Here is a 24,814-nt window from a genome sequence, read left to right on the forward strand (position 1 = left end):
TAAGACGCTGACCTTTAGCCATATTTAGTACTCCTTTAAGGTGAAGATTATCAAAAATCCTCTCTTTGGGAGTGGCACTAAAAATTAGGTCAGTTCAATTTACCAATCGTTCATTTTGGACGGCAGGCACGTCATCAGGTTTTGTAGTTAACGACCCATCTACTAATTTTTTATTTAAGAATACTGCCGAGACAATCTTTAATCGCTTAGAGGCGCATGGTAAGACATGGAAGATCTATGTTTGCGAGCCTGATCCAATCTCATTTACTGGCTTCATTAATATGCCGAGTTTGAAACAGTATTTCAAAACGCATATCGTGCCGTTCTCGGAATATGAAAAAGATTGCGCTAACGGAACATTGCCAGATTTTTGTTTGATTGAACCAAACTTGCTGGCCGCTCACAATGATTACCATCCAGCATTTGGCAGGGCATTGATTCAAGGCGTTGATCTGCCAATAGATCCACCTTCATCTATTTTGGGTGGTGAGGCATTTTTAACTCGTATCTACAACGCATATAAAGGCATGGGCACAACGCAAGCTGGATCTAATGTGCTCAATACAACTTTGTTTATTGGCTGGGACGAGCCAGGTGGGACTTATGATCACGTGGCTCCCCCACTGGTCCCAGCTCCAGACCCATCGGTACCTAAAGGTCAGCAAGGATTTGATTTCCGCAGATCTGGCTATCGTGTTCCTGCTGTGATGATTTCACCGTGGATTCCTGAGAAGACAGTATTCACTAAAGAGTTCCGTCATACCTCTATGATTGCGAGTTTGCGTAAAGCATGGAATCTTGGAAAACCATTTACTGCTCGTGATGCGAGTGCGAGAACGCTGGAGTCTTGCTTCACACTGACAACACCTCGCGATCCAAGTACATGGCCCACTCCAGTCGCACGTCCAGTGCCAGAATACAAAGCACCAGACTTAAATAATCTACCGCCAGCATATTCAGGATTGGCTAAGGCAATGATTCCAGGCGTTGTTAAGTTTTCTCATGCCGCAGGTTACCCAACACCTTCGATGCCAAAAGATCCAAATAGTCCAATTACTCCAAAACAAGGCATCAAGATTGCTCTAGAGTTAGCAGCCGAGATGTTCCCGCAATTGGCGCAAAAGGGGGATATCAAGAGTCAGTATTAGTCTACTTAAAAGGATCAGGCATCCCCAGTCCTGGTCAATTCCGCCCCGGGCCACCAAGAAATACCAAAACCACCTTCGGGTGGTTTTTTTCGCCGTCTGTTTTGGGTCGATATTTGCCTGCGGTGATTTAACCAGTCGACTGTCTGCTTATGAGTGAGGGGCAGACTGCAAGGATGGCATCAATGCATCTGCCCAAAATTCAAACCTCAGTTTGCTCTGCCATCTCTAAAGCATCATCTACCTCAATACCAAGATACCGTACTGTGCTTTCCAGCTTTGTATGACCCAGTAGCAGCTGTATGGCTCGAAGGTTTTTGGTTCTGCGATAAATCAATGAAACCTTCGTGCGGCGCATCGTATGAGTTCCATAGTTTGCTGATTCCAAACCAATCGAACTTACCCACCTGTGCACAATCCTAGCGTACTGCCTAGTAGATAAGTGGGGAGAATCTTTAATTCGGCTTGGGAATAAGTAATCCTCCAGGTGCAAACCATCTGCTTGAATCCACTGCTCTACCGCAGCTCTTGTCAGCTCAGTAATTTCAAACTGGACTGGCCGATGAGTCTTTTGTTGCAAGATGGTTGCCCTTGACGAAACATGATCTCCTGTTGATATGTCTCTCACTTTTAACTTGACCAGGTCACAAGCCCTTAGCTTGCTATCAATAGCCAAATTAAACAAAGCTAGATCTCGCTTGTTTCCACTGAGTTGAAGTCGGACCCGAATGGCCCAAATATCCTTTAGCTTTAGCGGTGTTTTTTGCCCTGTCAGTTTGCCTTTGTTCCAGGGTTCTTTATGCGCAGTTGCAATAAGCTGTTCCATGACATTCTCCTTGTGTGAAAGGGAATACCACTTTGCGCTGAATTAAAGGTGTCGGCAAGGGCTATAGAAATTCCGAAAGCAGTCACTCAAACTAATTAGTCACTGCAGGCAAATATCGACCCATAGCGTTCTTTTGGCGGGAGATTACCCTGCACTATGTAAGCTCCTTAGTAAAACCTTGCTACCAGTAAGAAAATATAACTACACTTTGTTACACACATTTAAATAGCAGGGGCAACCTATTGAATCAATTGCTGAAATTATTAGTACGATCTATTACCACTCCGAGATGTGCATCTCCTATCAATAAACTCATATTACGTAACCCAACAAAGACTTATGCTAAAGTGGTTACGCCATAAGGTTTCTTGCTATAAACAAGAATTAATAGGGAACAACAGAAGAGTTTTTAACTTAATCTGTGGCTGCCCCCGCAACTGTGATCGGCGAGTTTGATGCTCACTATGCCACTGGTCTTTGGACTGGGAAGGCAACATCAAATGATGACTCGAGAGCCAGGAGACCTGCCTTTCGGTAATTGACCTAATTATGGGCGGGGTGTCCTAGTGTTGGTGTCGTTTGCTCGTCAGGATAGGCTCGCCTACTGTGACGTGTGTCGTCCTACGCAAACGATATTCGCTATTGATCCGCCTTTTCATTTTTAAAGGAGAAACGGATTGAGTAGCGTAACTACCCTAGAAATACCCTCGAAATCGATGTGTGTCGTGGATATGGTTTTGCCAGATCAATCCAATCACCACGGCACTTTATTTGGTGGCGCCGCCTTATCAGCACTAGATCGCCTTGCATTCATCATGGGCTCTAAAGTCCTTCACGGAACAATTGTTACAGCGGCTGTTAGTAAATTGGACTTCGCAGCTCCAGTCCCCACTGGAAGTTTGATTGAATGCACCGCCGATGTCATCGAGCAAGGCAATCGATCTATCACCATCAGAACTCATTTATTTGGGGAAGAATTAGTTTCTGGCAAGCGAGTTCTCTGCCTTTCGGGTGACTTTGTCATGGTCAAAAAAAATGATTTGGAGTCTGCTGAGCAAACAACTCCAACAACTGTGGATATTCCAACGGAAACACTCTTGTTATCTCCCGATCCCATCATTAGGGTTGCTGAGATCGTATTTCCTGGCCATGCCAATCATCGTGGAATCTTGCATGGAGGACCAGCAATGGGTTGGCTTGCAAAGGCTGGTTTTGTTGCCGCCACAAGAAGATTACGACAAACCATGGTGATGGCTAGTAGCGAGAAGATGGACTTCATTGCACCGGCCTATGTAGGAGATATTGTTGAAGTTCTAGCGCAAGTATCTAAAGTTGGTAATCGCTCAGTTACTGTCAGCGCAGAAGTTTGGGCTGAATCTACATCAACAGGCCTTCGCCATTTATGCACCTCTTCGAGCTTGGTATATGTTGCCATTAATCACTAAATTTAGCCCCATACTTCCCCAGCATTATGAAATATTGCGCTCCCATATGATGTGCTTGAATGGTGATGATCGCTATCAACGATTTGGATCAGCAATTAGTAATGATGCTATAGACAAGTGGATTAAAACGTTAAGTTGGGATAAGTTTCAATTATTTGGAGCTTGGCGACTTGATTATTTTGCAAGGCCAGTTGAACTGATCGGCGTTTTGCAACTCGTCCCAATGAATACTTTTGGGTCTTATGAGTTGGCCATGACAGTACTTCAAGCCTATAGAAGGCGTGGTATCGCAACTGCTATGGTTTCCACCGCCATCAAAATAGAGTCGCTTCAACCCATTAAGAAAATCATTTGTCAAAACGGGCATCCAGTTATGCGCTCTATTGTCAGAACATTAGAACTAGATGCCCATTACCAAAATGTACCGCCAAAAATGCATATTCTCTGCGAAAGGCCCAAACAGAACAAACTACATGGTGGCCTATGATTAGGCTAGTGCTCGTAACTTTTCTGCCGCTAAAACCATATTTTTGAGTGCAGGCTTAACCTCTGACCATTGCCTTGTCTTAAGCCCACAATCAGGATTGACCCACAGGCGCTCGACAGGAATCCTTTTGGCCGCTTTAGTCATAAGCTCAATCATCTGCTGCTCGGTTGGAATATTGGGTGAATGAATGTCGTATACACCAGGGCCAATCTCATTTGGGTATTTAAAGGTATCAAAGACGTCCAATAATTCCATGTCCGAACGTGATGTTTCAATCGTAATAACATCCGCATCCATTTGGGCTATCGCCTCAATGATGTCATTGAACTCTGAATAGCACATATGCGTGTGAATTTGAGTCTCGTCCTGAACTCCATTAGCAGTAATGCGAAATGATTCCACCGCCCAATCTAAATACGATTTCCATTGTGATTTACGAAGCGGCAAGCCTTCACGCAGGGCAGCTTCATCAATTTGAATTACCTTAACTCCGGCTTTTTCTAAATCCAATACTTCCTTTCGAATAGCCAGGGCTAGCTGTAGGCACGATATAGAGCGAGGCTGATCATCGCGCACAAACGACCAATTTAATATGGTTACTGGCCCGGTCAACATTCCCTTCATTGGCTTCTTCGTCAAGGTTTGTGCAAACGAAATCCACTCCACCGTCATCGCTTTAGGGCGACTAATATCTCCAAACAGAATGGGTGGCTTGACGCAACGAGAGCCATAGGATTGCACCCAGCCAAATTGACTGAATGCATAACCTTTGAGTTGTTCACCAAAATACTCCACCATATCGTTGCGTTCAGCCTCGCCATGCACCAATACATCCAAACCAAGACTTTCTTGTTCGCGCACACATCTTGTAATCTCGGTCTCCATGGCATCAACGTAATTTAATCTTGATAACACGCCAGACTTATATTGACTGCGAGCCAATCTGATTTCAGGAGTTTGTGGAAATGATCCAATTGTTGTAGTTGGAAACTTAGGCAAATTTAATATTGCCCCTTGCTTTTGGATTCGCAGCTCATACGCACTCTGTCGTTGCCCTAGTTCCGGGGTGATTTTGGAGATAGCGTCCTTTACCGCTGGATCATGGACTATTGGTGAATTTCTGCGCGACTCCAGTGCAGCATGATTACTAGCCAACTGTTCAACAACCTCTGCCCGCCCATTATTTAAAGCGGTAGCTAAAACAGATAACTCTTCGAGCTTTTGAATTGCAAAAGATAGCCAATTTCTGATTTGGGAATCTAACTTTTCCTCACTATTAAGATCTACTGGAACATGAAGCAAGGAACAAGATGGTGCTATCCATAAGCGATCACCTAGCTTTTTCGCCAAAGGCTCCAACCAATCTAAAGTTGCATTGAGATCGGTTTTCCAAATATTTCGTCCATTGACAACCCCCAGGGAGAGTATTTTTTGGACAGGAAGAATATTGAGGATCAGAGGCACCTCTTCTTTTGCATTTATGGCATCAATATGAAGACCGGCAACAGGAAGGTTGCATGCCAAATATCGATTGCCATCAAGGGATCCAAAGTAGGTGGCGACTAAGATTTTCACTTTGCTCGTTTTAAGATGGTGGTAAGCCAAATTAAGAGCATGTTGCCAATCTTCATCTAATTCAGTAACTAGGCATGGCTCATCAATTTGCACCCAGTCAACGCCCCGAGCCGCTAGTTCATCCAATAACTCGCCATACAAAGGCAAGATCTTATTAAGCAGGTCCAGCTTATTGGCTGCGTCTTTCGCTTTACCAAGCCACAAGTAAGTTACAGGTCCGATCAAGACTGGCTTAGCTTTAACATCTTGGGCTTTCGCCTCCTCTAATTGCCGCAATAATCGCGAGGCATCTAATTTAAATTCTGTATGAGATGTAAACTCAGGAACGATGTAGTGATAATTGGTATCAAACCACTTAGTCATCTCCCCTGCAGCGATACCGCTACAACAATCAACATGCTCTTCCGAACTAGCTGCTGACCGGCCGCGAGCAACCCTAAAGTAGTTATCCAACGAATTGCCATGAAAATTTTGGGCACGCTCAGGTAAGTTGCCTAATAGGAAACTCATATCAAGCACTTGGTCATAAAAAGAAAAATCGCCGACTGGACTTAAATCCAACCTCGATTGCACTCTCCAGTTGCGCTGGCGCAACCCCTCACCCTTAGCTAATAACTCATCACGGGTAATTTCACCCTTCCAGTATGACTCCAATGCAAACTTGAGTTCGCGCTTAGGACCAATACGGGGAAATCCAAGATTATGTGTGGTGACCATCTTTTCTACCTTCAATATCAATTAAGTTGGAAGGATCGTAAATAGGATGATCTATGAAGTAAAATGGTATTAATTCAATAATTCATTACTTTTATTCATAATATGATTGAGCGCAGCCATTTAAGCATCATTCGGGAAGTTGACCGACAGGGCTCATTAACAGCTGCAGCAGAAATACTCTGCCTAACGCAATCAGCACTTAGCCACACCATCAAAAAACTAGAGCAAGCTACCGGTACTGCCATTTGGTTGCGCGAAGGACGGCACCTTAGGCTCACACAAGCTGGAATCCATTTATTACAACTTGCCAATCGACTTTTACCTCAATTGGAAAGATCGGAAGAGCAGCTGAAAGAGTATGCAAAAGGTGAACGTGGCTCTCTACGCATTGGAATGGAGTGCCACCCTTGCTATCAATGGCTACTAAAAGTAGTTTCACCTTATCTAGAAAAATGGCCTAACGTAGACGTTGATGTAAAACAAAAGTTTCAATTTGGTGGCATTGGCGCATTATTTGCTCATGAAATTGACATGCTAGTAACACCCGACCCACTATATAAATTAGGGCTGCACTTTGAGCCCGTTTTTGATTACGAGCAAGTTCTTGTTGTGGGAAAAAGTCATGCTCTTGCGGCCAAAAAAAACGTCGCACCAGAAGATCTAATTAACGAGACGCTCATTACTTACCCGGTAGAAATTGACCGATTGGATATTTATAACCAGTTTCTACAGCCGGCTGGTATCGCACCAAAAAAACATAAGACTATCGAAACTACAGACATCATGTTGCAGATGGTTGAAAGCGGTAGAGGGGTTGGAGCTCTTCCCCGTTGGCTGGTAGAAGAGTATGCGAATAAGCTCGATATTCTCCCAATTCGTCTAGGTAAAAATGGGGTTTCAAAGCAGATATTTTTGGGGATGCGCGAAGCTGAAGATAGTGTTGATTACATCAAGTCATTCATCGAAATTGCTCGATTTGCCGGCATACCTCAAAAATTGAAGAAACCAAATCAGCTAAAAAGTAATTAGACTAAATGTCGTTTAAAACGACATTTATTACACACTCGCTGCTTACAGCTCTAACCCTCTAATTTGCCTAATAAATTTATTAGTGCGGTCTTCTACCGCTCCGATAGCACACCACTAGAAATTGAAAAATTTTGAAGGATTAGCTAAAGGTCTCCTTTTGGCCGTTTTGGGACATTTGGAAATCTAATCTATTGAACTCCGAACGTCCGCACTAGCTTCAAGACTGATCGCTGATCTTATTGGGCCACTCTTAAGGCTTTAGTCTTTTATGATATTTAAGAATCAGTGAGCGAATTTTAAAAATAAGTGATCTCCTACATCAAATCTGACGATATGCATCTATCTCAGAAATCGATGACTATATAAATCAATAAGTTACAAATTTATAGTCAGCTATCTTGAAAGCGATTCGTCAAATATCTCGAAAATTATCCCTATCTTCGTCAAATATCTCGAAAATTTGCTTCATGTGGACCGAGAGCTTGTGATGCAAAGGAATAACTGTGGTGATTATTGACTGTCAGCTATCGGCCAATAGAAGCCTTTCAAATATCGGTAATTTGGAGGGTTAACCGTCCCAATTCGGGCAAAAGGAGTCGAAAGCAGAAATCCTAAGTTTGCGGGCTCAGCACAGCCACTAAATAGAGAGATTTTTGGTATTTAGGTATAGAATCTCGCCATGCGATCCCGTAATAGATCCCTAGTGATTCTGATTTGCCTCTTTTTGATTTCATTCAAGGTGGCGGCGGGTAGCGTATTTATTGATGCTGCTATAGAGCGAGCGCAGATGCTTCAAGCTTCATTTGCTGGTTTTGACTCTGATCAAAGCCATGCCAATAAAGAAACTACTGACGGCCAACAACAATCTCATTCGTTATTTCTCATGAGTCATGTCACTGCCAATGTGAGTGATACCAGCATCATTGTTCCATTTCGCGCTACGGAAACCATTATTTTTAATTTCTTTAGCGACATCCTTTTTACGCAGAATTTTCCTGATTCTGCTTTTAAACCCCCAAAAGTAACCACCTAATTTCTTAGGTTTGATGTCAGCCTTGAATGGCTGGCTACTTTGTTATTTTGGCTAAATATTGATAGCCTTTACGGGGAATTACCTTTATGTACGCGCTTAAAAAACTATTGCCATTGGCATGCATAGTGTTACTCATTTCTGCATGTAGCAGTGGGGTTAAATTGGATGATGCAAATAACGTAGCATCAATTAATGCGGGCGGATCGATGTCTTACGATCCTATTAGCGATCCCAAGACAAGCGTGTATGGCAAGCGCTCTATTTTCTTTGAGTTTGATAGCTATACGCTTGATCCAAAGTACGCCTCTACCATTTCGGCCCATGCGACTTACTTGAAGACCTTTCATGCACAAAAGGCCGACATCATCATTCAGGGCAATACAGATGATCGCGGTACGGCTGAATACAACCTAGCCCTAGGTCAAAAGAGATCGGAGTCAGTTAAAAGAGCTCTGCTTGCCCAAGGGGTCAATGAGTCTCAAGTAGAGGCGGTCAGTTTTGGCAAGGAAAAACCTATGAATCCAGCGCAAACGGAGGCTGCTTTTAAGGAGAACCGTCGTGCTGACATTGTTTACCGCTAGTCCCTTTTACCTCTCCACTTTGATTTAGTGTGGGGAGGCTTTTTTATTCCTAGTGAACTTATTTAATTAGTGAGGTTCGTATGAAAAATATCTATCGCGGTATTGCACTGCTTGTAGTTTTGTTATCGGGATGTGCCACAAATGTGGCGCCGATTAATAAGTCTAGTAATGACGTCTCGATTGCAAAAGTGAATGAAGTGCAGAAAAAGATAGCCACGTGTGTAGCTGAGGTAAATCAGTCGGATGATGCAAAGTATGTTGATGAGCACATCCTGGTGCTTACGGATAAGAGTCCGAACGCAAAGGAGTTGTTTAATTCAAGTGACAAAATTGCCTCTGATCAAGCAGCTGTCTTAAAAAGATTTAAAGAGTCCACCTTAAAGTGCCGCGCCATTGCCAATGAGTTGCCTTCCCCAGCTCTTGTGGCCGTATATACCAATTTCTATACAAATATTGATGCTGTTTACAAAGACTTGATTGATAAGCGAATCACTATCGGGGTTGCTAATCAAGAGAGGTCAATGCGCATCCAGTACGCAAAAGAAAGATGGGCGCAGATTCTGAAGGCAGAAAAAGGAAGCTCATAAGATGATGGAGGCGGAATACCAATTTGTCTGTGGATCCTGTAAATATGAGTGCGTTAGCGGTATAGGGGTCGAGAGAGGCCCTCATTTTTACAAAGCCGCCATGGTGTGCAAGCACTGTAAAGAGGTTGATACGTTTGCGATGCCAAATCCAGGCTCTATGGTTGATCCACCTTCAGGCGCTGCAGTTTGCAAAACCTGTGGCTCTGCTGAGCATCTGGCTGTATGGGATGGCCTCACATGCCCGCACTGCAAGCAGAAGATGAAGGCAATTGGGACGAACACAAAAACTGAGCGTCCATTTAAGTATTGGTGAAATGGGTAGAGACATGAATAAATTTTTTATAAGCTGCGTACTGGGGATGGCTTTGACTCATGCTCCTGTATTTGCAAGAACCAGTCAAACGGCGGATTTTCACTCTAATATTGCCTATGTCGTTGATGTAGATAGTGGAGAGGTATTGGTTGATAGAAATTCCTCAGCCATTTCTCCAATTGCTTCAATATCTAAGTTAATGGCTTCTATAGTTGTTTTGGAGTCTGGCCAGGGTCTAGCGGAGCTGCTCAGGATTGAGCGTGAAGATATTGCCTGGCAGTCAAGCGCAAAATGGAAACTCAAGGTGGGAACAGAAATAAGCCGAAAGAGGGTCTTGAGAGTTGGTTTAATGTCTTCAGAAAATAGAGCGATCAATGCCTTGGCAAGATCATATGTGGGGGGAACGGATGCCTTTGTTGCCGCAATGAACCTAAAGGCAAAAGAGCTTGGAATGGCGCATACTCACTTCATTGAGCCTACGGGCCTCTCCCCGCAGAATGTTTCTACAGCTCAAGATTTAGTTCTCCTGTTGCAAGAATCTATGCGCCACCCCTTGATCCAAGAGTTCTCAACAACAGAAAAATTTAATGTTGTTGATGGCATCCATGCGCCGCAGCCATTTGTAAATACCAATCCGATTGTCCGCAATGAAATCATGAATGTCCTGGTGCAAAAGACTGGTTATATTGCAGCGGCTGGACGCTGTCTGGTTATGGAGGCAAAAATCAAAGGTAGAAATATTGCTATGGTGTTTCTTCAGTCGAAAGGGAAAAATACCCGATTTAAAGATGCTCTTTTTGCAAAGGCTGCATTGGAAAAAATTCAATAGCATTGCTGTCTCCTTTGGGTCGATAAGAGCCATTGATTGGCGTCCATTATTGAGTATGCGATGGATACTTTTTTAGATAGCGCTTAATTTTTAATCTCCAGGTGCGCGCAGTCCATTTGAATTTCTTTTTAGGATCTATTGCCTGCATAGTAAAAGATTCCTGCATTGCTCTAGTGTCTTTATTAAACCGATGAGTGCCTTTGTAAAGAATGGGTATTAGAGTTCCCCCATCTTTTATAAATTTTTTACTCTTTAAATCCATCGCTTCATACAGGGCACCCTTAAAAGATGCAGGGTTAACTTTTGTCAACTGCGCTCCACAAGATTGACAATTAGCTAGCGATTCGACTGGCTTAGTATCTGAGACCTTCGAAAATAAGTTCACGGGCAGTGTGATGGGGTTTCTACAGCGGTGACAATGATCCTCTAATAGGCACTCATGAATTGGACAGCTAACGCAAAGCTTGAGGCGCCACTCCATTCGAAAGTAGGGGATTTCATCTTCTTGTAGGCATAAGGAGCAAAATCGAAACCTTCTTCTTCGTTTGTAATGCATTACATAATGGCTTGCATAGTAATCATATAAGCGCAGGGATTTTGAAAAGATTTTTTGATTCTTGAAATCAGAAATCGAAAGACCTGTTTTCTTCGAAATTGATTCAAGATCCAATCTCCAAAACCGAAAATCAAAATCAATATGTAGTTTTAATTCCAGATAACCCATCATGACCCAAAGTGAGACGCCTTGACTTAGGCTTAACCGAGTTAACCATGAGCAAATGGATTCATTTGCAAATGGTCGGGGTACATTACACAGGGCAGAATAGTTTTCCATGAGCGTTAATCAAATAGTCGTTGTTGTGATAAATGGCCTTTGGCACTATCAAAGTGCGTTAGGGGTTCGTAGTTATAAAGTTGCTTTAGTAAATAAAGCGCACTTTCCTTATCGGGAGTAGTGAGTGGGTAAAAAGCCAACCTCTCTAAAAAAGGTTGATATACCAAAGTGCTCAGCTCCGAAAGGGCGGAGGGATCTAGGAAGTCATCAATTCGAAAAGCGGCACGTTTAAATAGATCGCGCCAAAATTGGCTTGTACATTTCCCCCAGGGATAGCTAGAAGAGATGGCTTCATGCGAAGTCTGGCAAATACCAAATGCTTTGATGATCCGAAGTGCCCCATCCATTGAAAGATGCTCGATCCAAGGTGGAGCTTGGCTGGGCTCTGGCGATCTATTGATCATCAAGGGTTTTAATGCCCAACTTGCAAGATTTAGCTCTGCCTGGCTGGGCCTATCTGATGGATTTACAAGACTTGAAAAGATCCTGCCGCATTGGCAAATATCAATCGTGGGCCGATCCCATCGAATGGGTTTTTTGCAATGTTCACAATGATCAATCAAATATGCCCCATGCTCAATGCAAATAGGTATCGGACCAAATTCCCAGTTTCTAGAGATATGGCCTTTTTGATGAATGCAACTTGGGCAAATTTGAGGACTTCGAAATCGATAAAGATCTCGAAAGAGGAGCTGCTGGCCATACACCAGCATTCCTCCTTCCTTGGCATTGCCAAATGTTTGCATGAGCATGCTCTTGAGCTGATCGTGCTCTACCCCCGTAAGGAAGGAGAGCACGATGGCATCTCGCGTATCAGGTAAGCGTGGCCCCCGAATTCCAAGCACCTTTTTTAGCCATCGAAATGGCAAATGATTAGTACCCAACCATCTCAAGAGATAGCCAAGGCCTGATTCATCTTCAAGGCAATCAATTTGTATTGGGGGCGGCGTGAGTTCACTGTGTAAATGGATTGGCATACTCATTACCCTCCCCATAAATACGCTCATGCGCCAGATGAAAGGTCGATTTCATGATCACCTGATCTTGACTATCAACACTAATGAGGACTGCTTCAGTAATCAGTCGTTTTAGATTGCGAAGATTGCCCCCGGTAGCCGCATGAATGAGCGCGCCATAATTTTCAGTAAGAATAACGCTCAGATCGCATTGCTTAGATTGAGTAACAAAGGCCTTGAGTAAGCCATACCACTCTGGAGTGAGCGTTTCATGGTTTGTGAGTTCAATGCGAGTGCTCACCCGAGAAGCCAAATGTGGATCTAGCCTTTCCAAATCATCTAGTTCTTCAGTGCCCATCAAAAAGAGACCAATCCCAGTGACATCCATGATGTGATGCAATAAATCGGTAACATCATTCTGACTATTTTTAGCGTAGCGTTTGGATTTGGAGAAAGCCATGTGGTGACTTTCATCAATCGCTAGGATGCGCGTACCTTTCTGACGAATAATGTCGCATAAGACTTGCGTCTTTATATCAATCGCTTTAATTGAGGTCGTAGCAAAGGGGTAGTTATAGGCAACCAATAAATTGCGTACAAGCTGGTGCCTAGTGGGTGAAGCATCTAAGCGCGTCATGACAATGCCAAGACCTTCTTTGAAGAGGGTGGTCTTAGGTAGGGTCCTGGCAAAGTAATTGACTAGCGATGTCTTACCTGAGCCAGTGGGCCCAATAATGCGAATGCCTTGCGGCAAATTGAGCTCATGGGCCAACTGATAGATTCGATCTAAGGCTTGAATGCCTTGAGCAAACCGAGTGTGGTTCACCATAATGTGATCAATGGTTATGCCAATTTTTAGTGCTGATTTTGAATACATGAAGATGCGTCTTTGCAGTTCACGTCTTTCGCCCTGTTCAATTTCGTTTTCTGTAGTTGTTAATAAATGTTTTTTCATGATTATTTTTTCTATTAGTAGAGTGTGAATCCGTCAAAATCGGGAATTTCTTCGAGAGTGACTTTGGCTTCAGGAATGATCAGAGTTGGCTGGACCGACTTGTACTGCACATCAGTGATGATTTCCTGATCGGGCATCCAAATCTTGCTAGACGACAGTCCTTGGTTTTGCACAGCCTTTTTATAGTCAAGCTTCTTATGCTCTTTAATCATCCGGCTTTGCCACATCTCTTGCATTTCTGCTCGAGCCATATCAAGCTGTTCCTGACCACGAATTTCTTTGAAATGTTCCCTAGCAAATGCGCGAATGTTTCTATGCTGCACATACGACAATTGATTGGCGTAATGAGGAGTACGTGAAGGAACTGGTACCCAGTTAGCGTGATCAAGGGGATGCTGCACATAAAGCATATGCAGGTCATCCGGATCCCATTTAACTAGCGTCTTAAATTTAGGACCTACCTCTTTTTTCATTTGAAAGAGTTCGGGGCAGGAGTACGAAAGCCCCATCAATTCAATTCCGCCGCTATTGACCGTCAAGTGTCTAGACATGGCGGCAATGCGATTGAGTGCCTCTAGACTTCCTAAAAACCTAGGTGGTGGAATTTGCTCTAAGCTTTCCCCAAATAAATCAAAAGATCGACTGAGCTTATGCTTATTGATATGAAAGGGGTGGATGTCCACTGCCCATTTGAGGATCGTTTCGCAAAAAATACTAAACGGAATGCCAGCATCCTTTTTGGGGTCTGGAAAGCGAACGTTGGGAATGGGCTTGTTTACACGTCCTGATGGAAGGTGCAAAAAATCTAAATCCCGAAAGACTCTTTCGACCCCAGCTTTTGACCATGGGGTTCTGACGCGGCAATACTCAAGAATGAGTTGTAACTCCCAAGCAACCTGCCGAAATTGTGGGGAATGAAACTCGAGCCCGTTGTCTACGGCAACTTCTTCAGGGATGCCGCAGCCCAACCAAGGATTAGCCAGGTAGCTCGCATGCTGGGTATACATCTCTTTGGGTTGAATTGCGACCTTTAAAGCTTTTAGAGTGGAGCTAAGGCTTGGCCCATCAAAGCTCACGTGCAATCCAACGATATAGCTCGAGTAACGATCAACCACCAAAGTGAGAGTAGGCCTTCCAAGGGGTAATCCCGTGCGATCGCAGATCAGCACCCAATTCAGAGTAGTGTGGTCAATCTCATAACGTTGCATTGCGCGCTCAATGGGATTTACACCAAATGGCGTTCTAAATTTCACGCGCGCATAAAGCTCCCCATACCTAGCCTTAGTCGCAAAATAGGGCTCCACTTCTTTTGAGCGTCGGTTAATAGTTGAAGCGCTAACCTTAGATTCTTCCTCGGTGAGCTTGCCTTGTAATACGAGTTTTTTAAGCTCTAGCCGAATCATGGAGCCGACATTTTCAAGCGAGTTCCTGGCGCGCGTGAAATAGTGCTTATGCAGGCACTTGTAAATGAACTCTTCAACTAGTGGATGCGTAAAGCGAGTCTTAGCGCGATATAGATACCTTGAGACTAAGGCTGCTGGATTTAAATCATTTAACTCAAAGATTCGCATCCAAGTCATTACCGTATTGGGTGCCGGTGGCGATGCATCCTTAATTCGTTCGGCAACCACTGGAATTTGCTCGGCAATTCGCTTTTTCTCCCCGCGATTAATGCCAAGACGTCTCATCCAGCCTAGGTAGTCCATTTTTCTACCCAAGTCATCTTGGTAATGCATAGGCAAATCTGACAAGCTGGTAGGTGCGGCCACTGATGCAGGTAATTTCGGATCAAAGCCTTCCCGTAGGACGAGCGCTTTTCCTTCTTGCACATCATGAACCGCCTGAGCAATCGTCAGAGTCTTGGTGTGCCGGGTAATCTGGTCTTCAAATTGAACCTGTCCACCATCAAGTTGCCGGTGAAACTGGTAGATCCGCTCCCCATAACGCAAAGTTAAACCAAGTTGAAAAGTAATTAAGTCCATGTGTGACTCCTGAAATAGGTTTTGTAATAAAAAGTTCTGATATAGGTGTTACTGCAGTAACAAAGATTTTTCGAGTTGCTATCAGATGCAAAAGATCTTCAGCGGAGCATTGCGCTTGAGTCTGAAGATGGGTAAATGAAACTGCTTTGCCCTCAATTTCTTGTAGCTTGTTCAAAATCGTTTTTTGAACTTGCGCATCAACTTGCCAATTGACGTAGCGAAGAATTTCTTTAACGTGCTTTTCTTTTTCGTCTGAATACAACTGCGTTTCATCAGCAGTCATGAATGAAAAATTACGATTACTTAAGATTTCATTAATTTGGTTAAAGCGCCTCTCCAGTTTTGCGATTCGCTCAAGGATCTTGACTTCAATCACTACGAAACTGCCATCCTCTAGCTCTACGAGGTAATCGGGTGTGTAGTGTCTTTTCTTGGCTGGGTCTAGATTGACCTTAAAAGGCTGAGCAACAATGCGCCTAACTCCTGGACAAAGTAGGCACAGCTGAACAAAGGCTCGCTCTAGCTGGGATTCATAAACAATCGGCTTGGACTGAAAGTAGGGGCTATTAATCATTCCCACTGTTCTGTGGGGTGAGCGCGTAATAACCTGGCGCGTGGAATTCACAATCATTGGATTTCTCCTTAAAAATTAGGCAAAGCACGGCCAGATCGCCTTAGTTGCCTAAAATTTAGGCAAAGCAATCCCTATTCTTGACTTCACTTTTTTTCTTGGAGATAATCTGAACTGCTACGTATCGGACGCATTCCTCGCAAAAGTGAGACAAAACTGCCGCGCTACTCAAATTGGGTTGTGCGGTTTTTTTGTTTCTTCTATAGGCTTCCTTTCTGATTGGGCATTCGCCCTTTTTGGTTTAAAAATCAAATATCTTTAAATGCTATGGCGGGGAAATTGCCCTTCTACGCCATATAAATGAAGGCTGTAGGGCATTTCTTTAAAATAAACAAATTTCTATACTTATTGATATACAATTAGCAACATAGTCAATTATTATTAGATTTAGTCACAATTTTTAATAAAAAAACATTACATTTTACTTTGAAAACTGATACCATAGACCCAAATAAGTCTGAATTTTTAATTCAGGCGGGGTGGGGTTCACGTTTAAAGCAGGAAAGAAGGCGCCTGGCATTTACTCAGGCCGAAGTTGCCAAGCTCTCTGGAGTGAGTGTGGTCACCTATCAGCAGTACGAGCGAGAAGAATTTGAGCCTAGATTGGGTTATTTAAATCAGCTGGCCAATCTTGATGTGGATATTCGCTATGTCATGTTTGGGGATAGTGGCAAGCCCAGGGCGAGTAATTTGCATCCTCGTGAGTTGGAGCTTATAGCTTTTCAGTTGGTTCAGGAGCATCTGAGTAAAGATCACGTTGGCGATGTTGGGGCAGATGGTCGCTTTGCACTATTTGATTTATTTAGAGCCGAGCTTGAGGAAATGGATGAAAGCGAGTTAGATCATCCGATTGACTCGAATGCGCTTATAAAAAATTTGGTTTTATCTAGAGCCTCTAAGGCAACTGTCCGAAGGGTTAAATAGCTCTTTAGGCATCAAAACAATACGTATATTATTTTTATGCATAAAACTACAGAGCGTTTATACGCCACTTTAAAAGAATTAAATCTAATCCCTGGGCGATATCCTCAAGCCGAAGTTGCTAGGGGCTTGAATATTTCATCGCAAATTGTCTACAACTGGGAGACAAGGGGCATTTCCAAGGCGGGGTTATTAGAGTGCCAAAAACAGTTTGGTGTTTCGGCAACTTGGCTTGAGTTCGGAACGATGCCTGATGACGTACAAGATGGTGTGCTTGCCAAATGGGAGCATGGAAGTCCATGCATCATGCTTTCCCCTATCGAGAAAACGTTGTTGGAGGCATTTGCCAAACTAAAAAATAACAAAGTGAAGTCCCAAGCTATAGGTTATGTTGAATGGCTTGCGAAATTTTCTTTGCCGAAATAGGGTTGCGCAATAACCACTCTAAAAGTACTTTCCGCCTAGGCTGAGCGTCCGCCCCACTGCATTTGTTTAGGGCAAAATTTGATGGATCAATATCAAATTGAAAGGCGAACATGACACCAAGAACGCTCACCCGACAAGAAATGTATGACCTAGTTTGGTCAAAGCCAATGACTCAGCTGGCAGCTGAATTCGATTTATCGGATGTCGGCCTTCGAAAAATTTGCAAAGCCGCCAAAGTGCCAACTCCTGGAATTGGCTATTGGGCAAAGTTAGCCAATGGTCATCAGGTTGCAAAAACAGAACTTCCTACCCTCTATCCATTTCAATCTCAGGTTGTTCATATTGGCGGAGGCGCGCCAAATCGATATGGGTATCTTGACGAGCCAGAGCAAACGGAGGAAGAGGTGGCGCAAATGCAATTGCCTCCCCCTCCAGTGTTTGATGAAACCATTGAGCAGGTAAGGGCCAAGATTGAGGCGCTAGTTCCCTTAATCCGCATTCCAAAGGCGATTACAAAGATTCATCCAATTACGGAAAAGCTTCTTACTTATGATGCTCAAATTGCCAAGGAAAAATATTCTTTCTATAAGCCCAAGTATCAGCACCCAGCCGGAAAAGCTGCTTTCTGCCTTAAATAGCTTTTTTAACTACTTTGAGGGGTTGGGATTTCGAGTCAAGGTTCATGGGCCCCGAACCCAATCTCTTAGTGTTGATATGGATGGCGGCTATCACTACTTTCGATTTGTTTGTTTTGATGATGGCAATCATTTCTACAGAAGAAAAAGTAATCCAGGCAAAGCTTATGGCTTTAGCTGGACCAGCAGCCAAGATCGAATGTCAGAAAACAAAGACTATCGAGAGTACGTCGATATCACTCCAGAGATTCTGAGAGATTTGGCAATTGAGCTTCTGATGAATATTGAGCAGCGCAAACGCGATCACATTGAATGGATATATCAAAGGCAAGTTGATAAGAAAAATGATGCAATAGCCAGCATTGCTGAGAGAAAGGCAAAGGCCACTTTGCGTCGTAAAAAAGAGACTGAGCGCTTAATTGAAAAACGCATGCAGTTAATGAATCAGGCGATCAAAGATATTAGGCGTGCTGAAAAGATGCAAGAGCTCATAAATGCTTTGGATCTCAAGTCACAATCTATTGGCAAACAGATTCCTGGGTATGACAAGTGGCGTTCCTGGGCGGTTCATCAGGTGAATTCTATTGATCCGCGCAATATGTCAGTCAAACGCGCTGGACGCTGGATTGAGAAATTTAATTTGAAGTAATGAATTTGCAGGCCACCGAACAACTTCAATTGAATTTCATGAAGGGGAGCGCGTGACACTTCTTACATATGCCAACACTTCGGTGGTGCGGTGTTTAGTATTTTTTTAACGCATTGGTGAGTTCATCTTTTACTCGCCTGCGTAAGCTTGTTGGGGCCAGCACTTCTACACCTGAACCATACTTCAAAATATCCATTACCAGCTCAGGATCTTGGTTGTAATCAAACTCTAAGAAGTAATTACCCTCTTTATCGAAACTACTAACTTGCTGTCCATGCCATACCTCGGCGCTTACCCATCTTGCTTTTTCGGGTGAGAACTTGAGCTTTGCTCGTTGACTAGCCTTACCTGAGAAGATCCCATAGCTTTCTGCAAAGTGCTCATGCAACTGCTTTTCTGAAATCTCATCAGCTTTTGTATTAGTGATGATGGCCTTGCTGATTCCATCTAGCGAGAAGCTTCTTAAGTCTTTGCGTAAATGACAATAGGCATCTAAATACCAGTTATCCCTATAAAAGATAAGTCGCTGCGGGGAGATTTCTCGTACAGTCGTTTTATCGGTACCCCGAGCGTAATAGGTAATTTGTAGTCGCTTACGTTTTAGTAAAGCACTACCAATTTCTTCAAAGTTCTCAATTGAGCTATTGCGGGCCGACATCCCAAATACCTTTAATCTCTTGCGCAGTTCTTTTGCTGGAGTATCGCTTTGCCCCAGAATGCCATCAATGATTGAGGTTAGTGGGGCGATATGTGGCTCAATCAGGCCCCCTTTATCAAGGCCAGAGAGAAGGTGCTGCATTAGTACGAGGGCTGTTGCTTCTTTTTCGGAAAACCACAGGCCGGGCAACTCAACCTTCTCACCAATGCTTTGCCCATCAAAGCAATAGCCACCTTTAAACCGGTCATAAACAATGGAGGCGTTCATCCTGCTGCGCAAATACTCTAAGTCCCGCTTAAAAGTGGCTTTAGAAATTTCCAGCTCACCCAAGAAGTCTTCTAGCGGAACGCATTGGCGCGCCTGAATCATGTACTTGATTCGATGAAGTCGTTCCATATCACCCATGATGGCTCACTTTTGTTCTGGTTGAATCTAAATCTTACTGTAATGGCTCACGCAATGAGCTATTGAGCGAAATGGTCACAGCCCGCAGCCACAAACGATCTTATTGCCATACGTGGGGATGCAACGATAGGGCTCATACAGGCTGCATTTTGGGTAGGCATGCAATAGGTTGCTTGCCAATAAAAAACACAGCCCTAAAAGTAACTTTTTCATCATTACCCAATCAAGAAAAGAGTTTTCTAAAGTACAGCCTTCTCCAGCTGACTGGCTCAGATGCTAAGTGGGCCTCTACCATCAAGAAATCGGGCTTTTGAGATTGCAAGGCATATTTTTTTGCAGCTTTGGATGCTGGGATGCCAGCGATGACCGCTGCATCGATAGTCGCTTGAACAATAAAGAGCTCAAACCGGGGGTGGTTTAATGCGATTTGCATAGGCATAACAATGCTAAGAATGATTGCGCTAAAGAGCATCGTACTATCGCTTGGCTGGCGAGTAGCCAATCCGGTTACCATTGTTATCAAATACATTGGTAACGCCAGAGGGTGCTGTGACTTCATAGCCAATCCGTTTACCGTTGTTGTCATAGACCCCATTATTGGAGTTGTAGTTCATCGGACTGTTTTGATAATTCATGGGGCTGTTGTTGTAATTCATGGGACTATTCTCATAATTCATGGAGCTGTTCTGGTAATTCATAGGACTGTTCTCCCAACTTGTTACCTGAGCAAATGCAGTCAATGAGAAGCAAGTTGCAGAAATTAGAAGACAATTTTTGACGGCGATCTTTTTCATTTGAATTACCAACCTTTCACAGTGGGAACTTGAGGCGCTTGACGTGGTGCATTGATAGTTGAATTAGGTGATGCATAAACTGGCGCCGTTGAAGCGCCTTGATAGGTGCCTTGAGGGCTATAGAAATTGGTTTGCCCACTATCAGTCTGAAACGATTGGACATTTTGTCCGCTAGCGTTATATACATTGGTAACGCCGCTAGGTGAGGTCTGGCTGTAACCACGGTAGTCGCCAGTGGGTCCATAGATGGCTTGGGCAGAAGCGGTACGCGCCAATATGACGCATTGGGCAATGAGTAGCAAAGCGATGAGGTATTTCATCTGGAGCTCCATATTTGTGTATATAAACCCAGATTAATGAGCCACTAGCTCATGGTGTGAGCTAGTGGCTCATTAATCTGAACTTACTCGACATAAAAGGAGGATGTGATGATTAAGATTTGTGGTGCTTTAGTAATGCTGATTTGCTTTTACGCATTTGAAGAAAGTTCGGATTTGGTATTTATCCAAGGATTCTTAATAGGCCTAGTTACGTACTTTAGCGAAGCCCTATTTTCTTTTGCAATGGAAATACCGGGCAAAAAGGACCTTAATGCTACCCAGAGTAACCATGTCAAAGCTTAATTGTTCAGTAGGCGACCTAGCCATTACCGTATTTTGTAAGCTTCCTGAAAATACGGGCAACATTGTGCGCGTTAAATCAGCTGTAGGTTACAGACGATGGGGTGCTAATGAGATGCCCTTGTACACATGGGAAGTGGAGATTGCAACTGAGAGCGGATGGCTTGCTTATGAACACAGCACGGGATATTTAGAAACCCAAAAAGAAGGTCCAGTACCAGACAAATACCTTAGACGTATTACGCCAACAGAAGGCTGTTCAACGGAAGAGCTTGTTGATTCGGAGAGGCTCCGGCAGCGTAGAGAAATTAACCTTGTTGAAGATTTAACGCCTTAGTTCGGTTAACTCAAATAACTAAAATATATTGAAGGAATTATTTAAAGCCGGCATTAAACGATTTGAGTTTTGATTTCGCGAGGAGCTAATATGATTATGGTTTATTGAATACTATCTGAGGTGAAAGGCGTATAGCTAAAAGTATTGAAGAATTAAAAATTATATAACTGTCATCCATGCTTTCAGGGGTAAAAATATTCCTAAATTGGACTAAGTTATACGCCATTAACCTATACTAGTATTTGAAACTAAATAATCTTAGGGTATTGCAGTTCGCTATATTTACGCATTAGAAAAAGGCAATCTTAATTGCCTAAATTGAGAAGAATTTAATTGAAAAATAAGAAGCAATTAAAAATCGGTGAACTTTTTAGTGGGCCTGGTGGTTTAGCACTCGGAGCATATCTTGCCGCTAAAAAGACTCAGCTATTTGATTATGAGCATGCTTGGGCGGTGGATAACCACGAGCATACATGCGAAACATATATAAGAAATATTAAAGGAGCAACGCCAGACTCTGTATTTTGCGAGGATATTCGCACCTTCAATATGAAGAATCTTAGGAACGCTTCAGATAAGATTGATGGGTTTGCGTTTGGATTTCCTTGTAATGATTTTAGTGTTGTAGGCGAGCAAAAAGGAATGCAGGGCGATTTTGGGCCGTTGTATACCTATGGCTTAAAAGTTCTTAGGATGTTTGAGCCAGATTTCTTTGTTGCCGAAAATGTTAGTGGATTAACTAGCGCCAATCAAGGCGAAGCATTAAAGAAGATTCTCAAAGACCTTGAGCAAGCTGGACCAAAATACGTTCTAACCCCGTATTTGTATAAGTTTGAGGAATATGGAGTTCCTCAGGCACGCCATAGACTAATTATTGTTGGTTTTAAAAAATCTTTAGGCATCAAATTTAAACCTCCAAAGCAAACGCATTTGAAGAAGTTTGTTTCTGCAAAAGATGCGATAGAAAAAACTCCAATTAAAAAAGATGCTTATAACAATGAAAAAACTGTTCAGTCAGATCTTGTTGTTAAGCGCCTGAGTTATATATTGCCTGGTCAGAATGCTTGGAATGCAGCCATTCCCAAGGCTTATCAATTAAACGTAAAAGGCGCAAAGCTAAGTCAAATCTACAAGCGACTCGAGGCTGAAAAGCCCTCGTACACCATCACTGGGTCTGGTGGTGGTGGCACCCATGTTTATCACTGGTCTGAAAACAGAGCCTTGACAAATAGAGAGCGTGCGCGCCTTCAAACTTTTCCAGATAACTTTGAATTTATGGGCTCAAAAGAAAGTATTCGGAGACAAATTGGGATGGCGGTTCCGCCTGATGGTGCAAAAGTAATTTTTGAGGCAATCTTTAAATCTTTGCACGGAATCGAGTATGACCATATTAAAGATGATGATATTTATATACCCGGCATGAAGAGGAAATAAATGTCTGAAATTGATCTCTCGCCACCAGCGAGTTCTTTAATTGAGTCGATACGCAGCATTGGGTACTCTTTCCCTTTTGCAGTTGCTGATCTTATTGATAACAGCATCAGTAAAGATGCAAAACGAATTGATATATCAGTTACGAGAGATCAATTAAATAAATTAACAGTGTCGATCTCAGACAATGGCTTGGGTATGGATCATAAGGAGTTGCGGGTGGCCATGTCTCTTGGGGGTAAAGGGCCAAGTGATACCCGTGATTCAAAAGATATGGGAAGGTTTGGCTTAGGGCTTAAAACCGCTTCATTTTCTCAGGCAAGAGTTTTAACGGTAATTTCAAGAGCATCCTCAAGCAATGATTGGTACGGTATTTCATGGGACCTTGATCAGGTAATCAAGACTAATAAATGGTTTGCCTCTGAGTTGGACGCAGATAAGTGTATCGAAAAGCTGGCAACTATCGGCGTCTTAATCCCGGAAGTGGGTACAGTTGTAATTTGGAATAGCTGCGATAGATTGGAGGAAGGTCTTCAGACTGAAGATGAACTATCTCTGCATGTGAATAGGGAAATAGAGAGCCTTCAGAAGATCTTGAGTCTTGTTTATCACAAGTTACTTGAAAAAAAGATAACTCAAATCTACGTTAATGGCTTGAAGCTTGAGCCAATGGACCCCTTCTGCACTCATGGTAAGGATGATGAATCTCGTTCGCAATTAATTTTTGAAGAACCTGTTGATGTTAATGGCGCGAAGATAAATGTTAGAGGATATTTATTGCCTCATCAATCAAGAATGGGTGGTACAACTCGTGAATCGAAAATATCAATAGATGGCGATCATGTCGCCAATCAAGGACTGTATTTATATAGGGTTGACCGTTTAATCGCTTGGGGTTCTTGGCAGAGCATCGTTCGAAAGTCAGAGGCAAATAAATTGGCCCGCGTTGATATTTCGTTTGGCAATGATGCAGATGAGCTTTGGAAGCTTGATATTAAGAAATCAACAGCAATTTTGCCGGCAATTATTAAGGCTCGAATTAGAGATTTGATACGAAAAATGTCCACTCATTCCTCAGGTGTATTTGAGAAGAGACTAAAGATGAGGAAAACAAGCGAAAACTCTGTTTGGTGTAGGTACTACGATAGAGACTCCCAACTAATTACGTATGAGGTTGATAGGTCTCAGCCAGCAATACAGGCCCTGCTAGATCAGTTTGGAGAAAATGCGGATCTTGCAGAATCCTTGCTTGAGTTTATTGAGAGCACCTTCCCAGCTGATTTAGTTAAGAATGACTTAGCCATTTCTACTGCCAAATTTAGTAGAGAGGATGACGAAGAGGCTTATACAAATTTACTAGACCTCGCAAGCCAAATGAAAGCAGCTGGAATTAATTTTGAAGTCTTTAAAAATTCAGTGATAGATAGTCACATTTACGGGTTAGATCAAGAAATCCTGGAAAAATACTTAGAGAAGATTAGGAAGGTGCTGAATGAGTCAATCTAAACCTCTCTCAACAATGATTTTGAATATTATTCAAAATGATATTGTTACTAGAGCAAATCAATCAACCAGCTCTGAGCTTATTGATCACGCTTGGATTAGAGCCCAAATTAATAATATTGTTAATGAGATGCCGGGGTTACATGCCACTGATGAGCAAATTGAAATCATCATTAGAGGCGTAAGTGATAAGGTTGATGTAGTAGTTCATGAGGCAGAAGTCATTATTGACAATACCAAGAACAGAGTTCCTTGGTATACCTCTGATAGGTTACTGAAAACTGAGAGAACTTTTTGGGACAGCTTTGAGGCTTATATTAAGAGCAAGCATGACATACCTGAATCGGTTATACGCCAGACTAATCTCGATACGGATAAGACTTTAGAGCAACTTTGCGACCCTCTTTCGACAGATCCATTTTTATGTCGTGGCATGGTTGTGGGAGATGTACAGGCCGGTAAAACTCTAAATTACTCAGCTCTGATTAATAAGGCCTGCGATATGGGCT

General features: G+C 42.9%; 28 protein-coding genes and 1 riboswitch. Of the genes, 17 read left to right on the forward strand and 11 right to left on the reverse strand.

The features are described from left to right. Positions 1 to 71 precede the first annotated feature (71 nt). The gene (locus JaK3_RS05540; protein ID WP_068321856.1) at positions 72 to 1,148 is read left to right on the forward strand and encodes an alkaline phosphatase family protein; all 1,077 of its coding nucleotides are present in this window, start codon (positions 72 to 74) and stop codon (positions 1,146 to 1,148) included. A gap of 199 nt (positions 1,149 to 1,347) precedes the next feature. Here JaK3_RS05540 and JaK3_RS05545 read toward each other — a convergent pair whose 3' ends face one another. After that, positions 1,348 to 1,971 carry a tyrosine-type recombinase/integrase gene (locus JaK3_RS05545; protein WP_068321859.1) on the reverse strand — a complete coding sequence of 208 codons (624 nt, stop codon included), beginning with the start codon at positions 1,969 to 1,971 and terminating at the stop codon, positions 1,348 to 1,350. 344 nt (positions 1,972 to 2,315) lie between these two features. Next, positions 2,316 to 2,517: riboswitch (cobalamin riboswitch) on the forward strand. Positions 2,518 to 2,648: 131 nt separating this feature from the next. Here JaK3_RS05545 and JaK3_RS05550 point away from each other — a divergent pair. Both JaK3_RS05550 and JaK3_RS05555 read left to right on the forward strand, forming a co-directional pair. Further along, positions 2,649 to 3,416 carry an acyl-CoA thioesterase gene (locus JaK3_RS05550; protein ID WP_240480895.1) on the forward strand — a complete coding sequence of 256 codons (768 nt, stop codon included), beginning with the start codon at positions 2,649 to 2,651 and terminating at the stop codon, positions 3,414 to 3,416. Then, complete coding sequence (locus JaK3_RS05555) at positions 3,397 to 3,903, forward strand: GNAT family N-acetyltransferase (protein ID WP_150114207.1); 507 nt, start codon at positions 3,397 to 3,399, stop codon at positions 3,901 to 3,903. Before JaK3_RS05550 ends, JaK3_RS05555 begins: the two co-directional genes overlap by 20 nt. On the opposite strand, the gene metE is transcribed toward JaK3_RS05555, so the two are convergent. Beyond that, positions 3,904 to 6,195: a 5-methyltetrahydropteroyltriglutamate--homocysteine S-methyltransferase gene (gene metE / locus JaK3_RS05560; protein ID WP_068321866.1), complete on the reverse strand. Its 2,292-nt coding sequence runs from the start codon at positions 6,193 to 6,195 to the stop codon at positions 3,904 to 3,906. A 102-nt stretch (positions 6,196 to 6,297) separates the two neighbouring features. Here metE and JaK3_RS05565 point away from each other — a divergent pair, with 102 nt between their 5' ends. The 6 genes from JaK3_RS05565 to JaK3_RS05590 all read left to right on the forward strand — a co-directional run bounded on the left by JaK3_RS05565 (position 6,298) and on the right by JaK3_RS05590 (position 10,567). Continuing rightward, positions 6,298 to 7,224, forward strand: a complete 927-nt coding sequence (locus JaK3_RS05565; RefSeq protein WP_068321869.1) for a LysR family transcriptional regulator — start codon at positions 6,298 to 6,300, stop codon at positions 7,222 to 7,224. 679 nt (positions 7,225 to 7,903) lie between these two features. Then, complete coding sequence (locus JaK3_RS05570; RefSeq protein ID WP_068321872.1) at positions 7,904 to 8,257, forward strand: hypothetical protein; 354 nt, start codon at positions 7,904 to 7,906, stop codon at positions 8,255 to 8,257. Between the two features lie 86 nt (positions 8,258 to 8,343). Next, a complete protein-coding gene (gene pal, locus JaK3_RS05575) occupies positions 8,344 to 8,838 on the forward strand; it encodes a peptidoglycan-associated lipoprotein Pal (protein WP_068321875.1) in 495 nt (164 codons plus the stop codon). A gap of 80 nt (positions 8,839 to 8,918) precedes the next feature. Then, a complete protein-coding gene (locus tag JaK3_RS05580) occupies positions 8,919 to 9,425 on the forward strand; it encodes a hypothetical protein (RefSeq protein ID WP_068321878.1) in 507 nt (168 codons plus the stop codon). Positions 9,426 to 9,525: 100 nt separating this feature from the next. Beyond that, positions 9,526 to 9,738 carry a hypothetical protein gene (locus JaK3_RS05585; protein ID WP_068321881.1) on the forward strand — a complete coding sequence of 71 codons (213 nt, stop codon included), beginning with the start codon at positions 9,526 to 9,528 and terminating at the stop codon, positions 9,736 to 9,738. 13 nt (positions 9,739 to 9,751) lie between these two features. After that, positions 9,752 to 10,567: a serine hydrolase gene (locus tag JaK3_RS05590; RefSeq protein WP_068321884.1), complete on the forward strand. Its 816-nt coding sequence runs from the start codon at positions 9,752 to 9,754 to the stop codon at positions 10,565 to 10,567. 46 nt (positions 10,568 to 10,613) lie between these two features. On the opposite strand, the gene JaK3_RS05595 is transcribed toward JaK3_RS05590, so the two are convergent. Genes JaK3_RS05595 through JaK3_RS05615 form a run of 5 tightly spaced genes read right to left on the reverse strand, consistent with a single transcriptional unit; the run spans position 10,614 to position 15,926 of the window. Further along, complete coding sequence (locus tag JaK3_RS05595; RefSeq protein WP_082786384.1) at positions 10,614 to 11,402, reverse strand: TniQ family protein; 789 nt, start codon at positions 11,400 to 11,402, stop codon at positions 10,614 to 10,616. A gap of 5 nt (positions 11,403 to 11,407) precedes the next feature. Continuing rightward, the gene (locus JaK3_RS05600; protein WP_068321890.1) at positions 11,408 to 12,385 is read right to left on the reverse strand and encodes a TniQ family protein; all 978 of its coding nucleotides are present in this window, start codon (positions 12,383 to 12,385) and stop codon (positions 11,408 to 11,410) included. Next, positions 12,357 to 13,313 carry a TniB family NTP-binding protein gene (locus JaK3_RS05605; RefSeq protein ID WP_068321892.1) on the reverse strand — a complete coding sequence of 319 codons (957 nt, stop codon included), beginning with the start codon at positions 13,311 to 13,313 and terminating at the stop codon, positions 12,357 to 12,359. Before JaK3_RS05605 ends, JaK3_RS05600 begins: the two co-directional genes overlap by 29 nt. A gap of 14 nt (positions 13,314 to 13,327) precedes the next feature. Further along, a complete protein-coding gene (locus tag JaK3_RS05610) occupies positions 13,328 to 15,295 on the reverse strand; it encodes a Mu transposase C-terminal domain-containing protein (protein ID WP_068321896.1) in 1,968 nt (655 codons plus the stop codon). Continuing rightward, complete coding sequence (locus JaK3_RS05615) at positions 15,219 to 15,926, reverse strand: hypothetical protein (RefSeq protein WP_068321899.1); 708 nt, start codon at positions 15,924 to 15,926, stop codon at positions 15,219 to 15,221. Before JaK3_RS05615 ends, JaK3_RS05610 begins: the two co-directional genes overlap by 77 nt. A gap of 426 nt (positions 15,927 to 16,352) precedes the next feature. On the opposite strand from JaK3_RS05615, the gene JaK3_RS05620 reads away from it, so the two are divergent. From JaK3_RS05620 to JaK3_RS05635, 4 genes are all read left to right on the forward strand, one after another. Next, positions 16,353 to 16,850, forward strand: coding sequence for a helix-turn-helix domain-containing protein (locus JaK3_RS05620; protein ID WP_068321902.1), 498 nt, complete (start codon positions 16,353 to 16,355; stop codon positions 16,848 to 16,850). 36 nt (positions 16,851 to 16,886) lie between these two features. Then, on the forward strand, positions 16,887 to 17,273 hold the full coding sequence (locus JaK3_RS05625) for a transcriptional regulator (protein WP_068321905.1): 387 nt from the start codon (positions 16,887 to 16,889) through the stop codon (positions 17,271 to 17,273). Between the two features lie 110 nt (positions 17,274 to 17,383). Next, complete coding sequence (locus JaK3_RS05630) at positions 17,384 to 17,911, forward strand: hypothetical protein (protein ID WP_068321908.1); 528 nt, start codon at positions 17,384 to 17,386, stop codon at positions 17,909 to 17,911. A gap of 76 nt (positions 17,912 to 17,987) precedes the next feature. Further along, on the forward strand, positions 17,988 to 18,557 hold the full coding sequence (locus JaK3_RS05635) for a hypothetical protein (protein WP_068321911.1): 570 nt from the start codon (positions 17,988 to 17,990) through the stop codon (positions 18,555 to 18,557). A gap of 94 nt (positions 18,558 to 18,651) precedes the next feature. Here JaK3_RS05635 and JaK3_RS05640 read toward each other — a convergent pair whose 3' ends face one another. The 4 genes from JaK3_RS05640 to JaK3_RS05650 form a co-directional block, all read right to left on the reverse strand. Next, positions 18,652 to 19,620, reverse strand: a complete 969-nt coding sequence (locus JaK3_RS05640; RefSeq protein ID WP_068321914.1) for a helix-turn-helix transcriptional regulator — start codon at positions 19,618 to 19,620, stop codon at positions 18,652 to 18,654. A 223-nt stretch (positions 19,621 to 19,843) separates the two neighbouring features. Next, positions 19,844 to 20,053, reverse strand: a complete 210-nt coding sequence (locus tag JaK3_RS05645) for a hypothetical protein (protein WP_150114209.1) — start codon at positions 20,051 to 20,053, stop codon at positions 19,844 to 19,846. Between the two features lie 43 nt (positions 20,054 to 20,096). After that, positions 20,097 to 20,255 carry a hypothetical protein gene (locus JaK3_RS10795; RefSeq protein WP_205627506.1) on the reverse strand — a complete coding sequence of 53 codons (159 nt, stop codon included), beginning with the start codon at positions 20,253 to 20,255 and terminating at the stop codon, positions 20,097 to 20,099. A gap of 164 nt (positions 20,256 to 20,419) precedes the next feature. After that, positions 20,420 to 20,734, reverse strand: coding sequence for a hypothetical protein (locus JaK3_RS05650; protein ID WP_068321920.1), 315 nt, complete (start codon positions 20,732 to 20,734; stop codon positions 20,420 to 20,422). A gap of 289 nt (positions 20,735 to 21,023) precedes the next feature. On the opposite strand from JaK3_RS05650, the gene JaK3_RS05660 reads away from it, so the two are divergent. The 4 genes from JaK3_RS05660 to JaK3_RS05675 all read left to right on the forward strand — a co-directional run. Next, a complete protein-coding gene (locus tag JaK3_RS05660; protein WP_068321927.1) occupies positions 21,024 to 21,371 on the forward strand; it encodes a hypothetical protein in 348 nt (115 codons plus the stop codon). Between the two features lie 333 nt (positions 21,372 to 21,704). Continuing rightward, positions 21,705 to 22,805, forward strand: a complete 1,101-nt coding sequence (locus JaK3_RS05665; protein WP_068321930.1) for a DNA cytosine methyltransferase — start codon at positions 21,705 to 21,707, stop codon at positions 22,803 to 22,805. Next, positions 22,806 to 24,308: an ATP-binding protein gene (locus JaK3_RS05670; protein WP_068321933.1), complete on the forward strand. Its 1,503-nt coding sequence runs from the start codon at positions 22,806 to 22,808 to the stop codon at positions 24,306 to 24,308. After that, on the forward strand, positions 24,295 to 24,814 hold a 520-nt coding region (locus JaK3_RS05675), incomplete at its 3' end, for a hypothetical protein (protein WP_205627507.1). The genes JaK3_RS05670 and JaK3_RS05675, both read left to right, overlap by 14 nt.

Source organism: Polynucleobacter yangtzensis, from assembly GCF_001595965.1.
Taxonomy (GTDB): Bacteria; Pseudomonadota; Gammaproteobacteria; order Burkholderiales; family Burkholderiaceae; genus Polynucleobacter; species Polynucleobacter yangtzensis.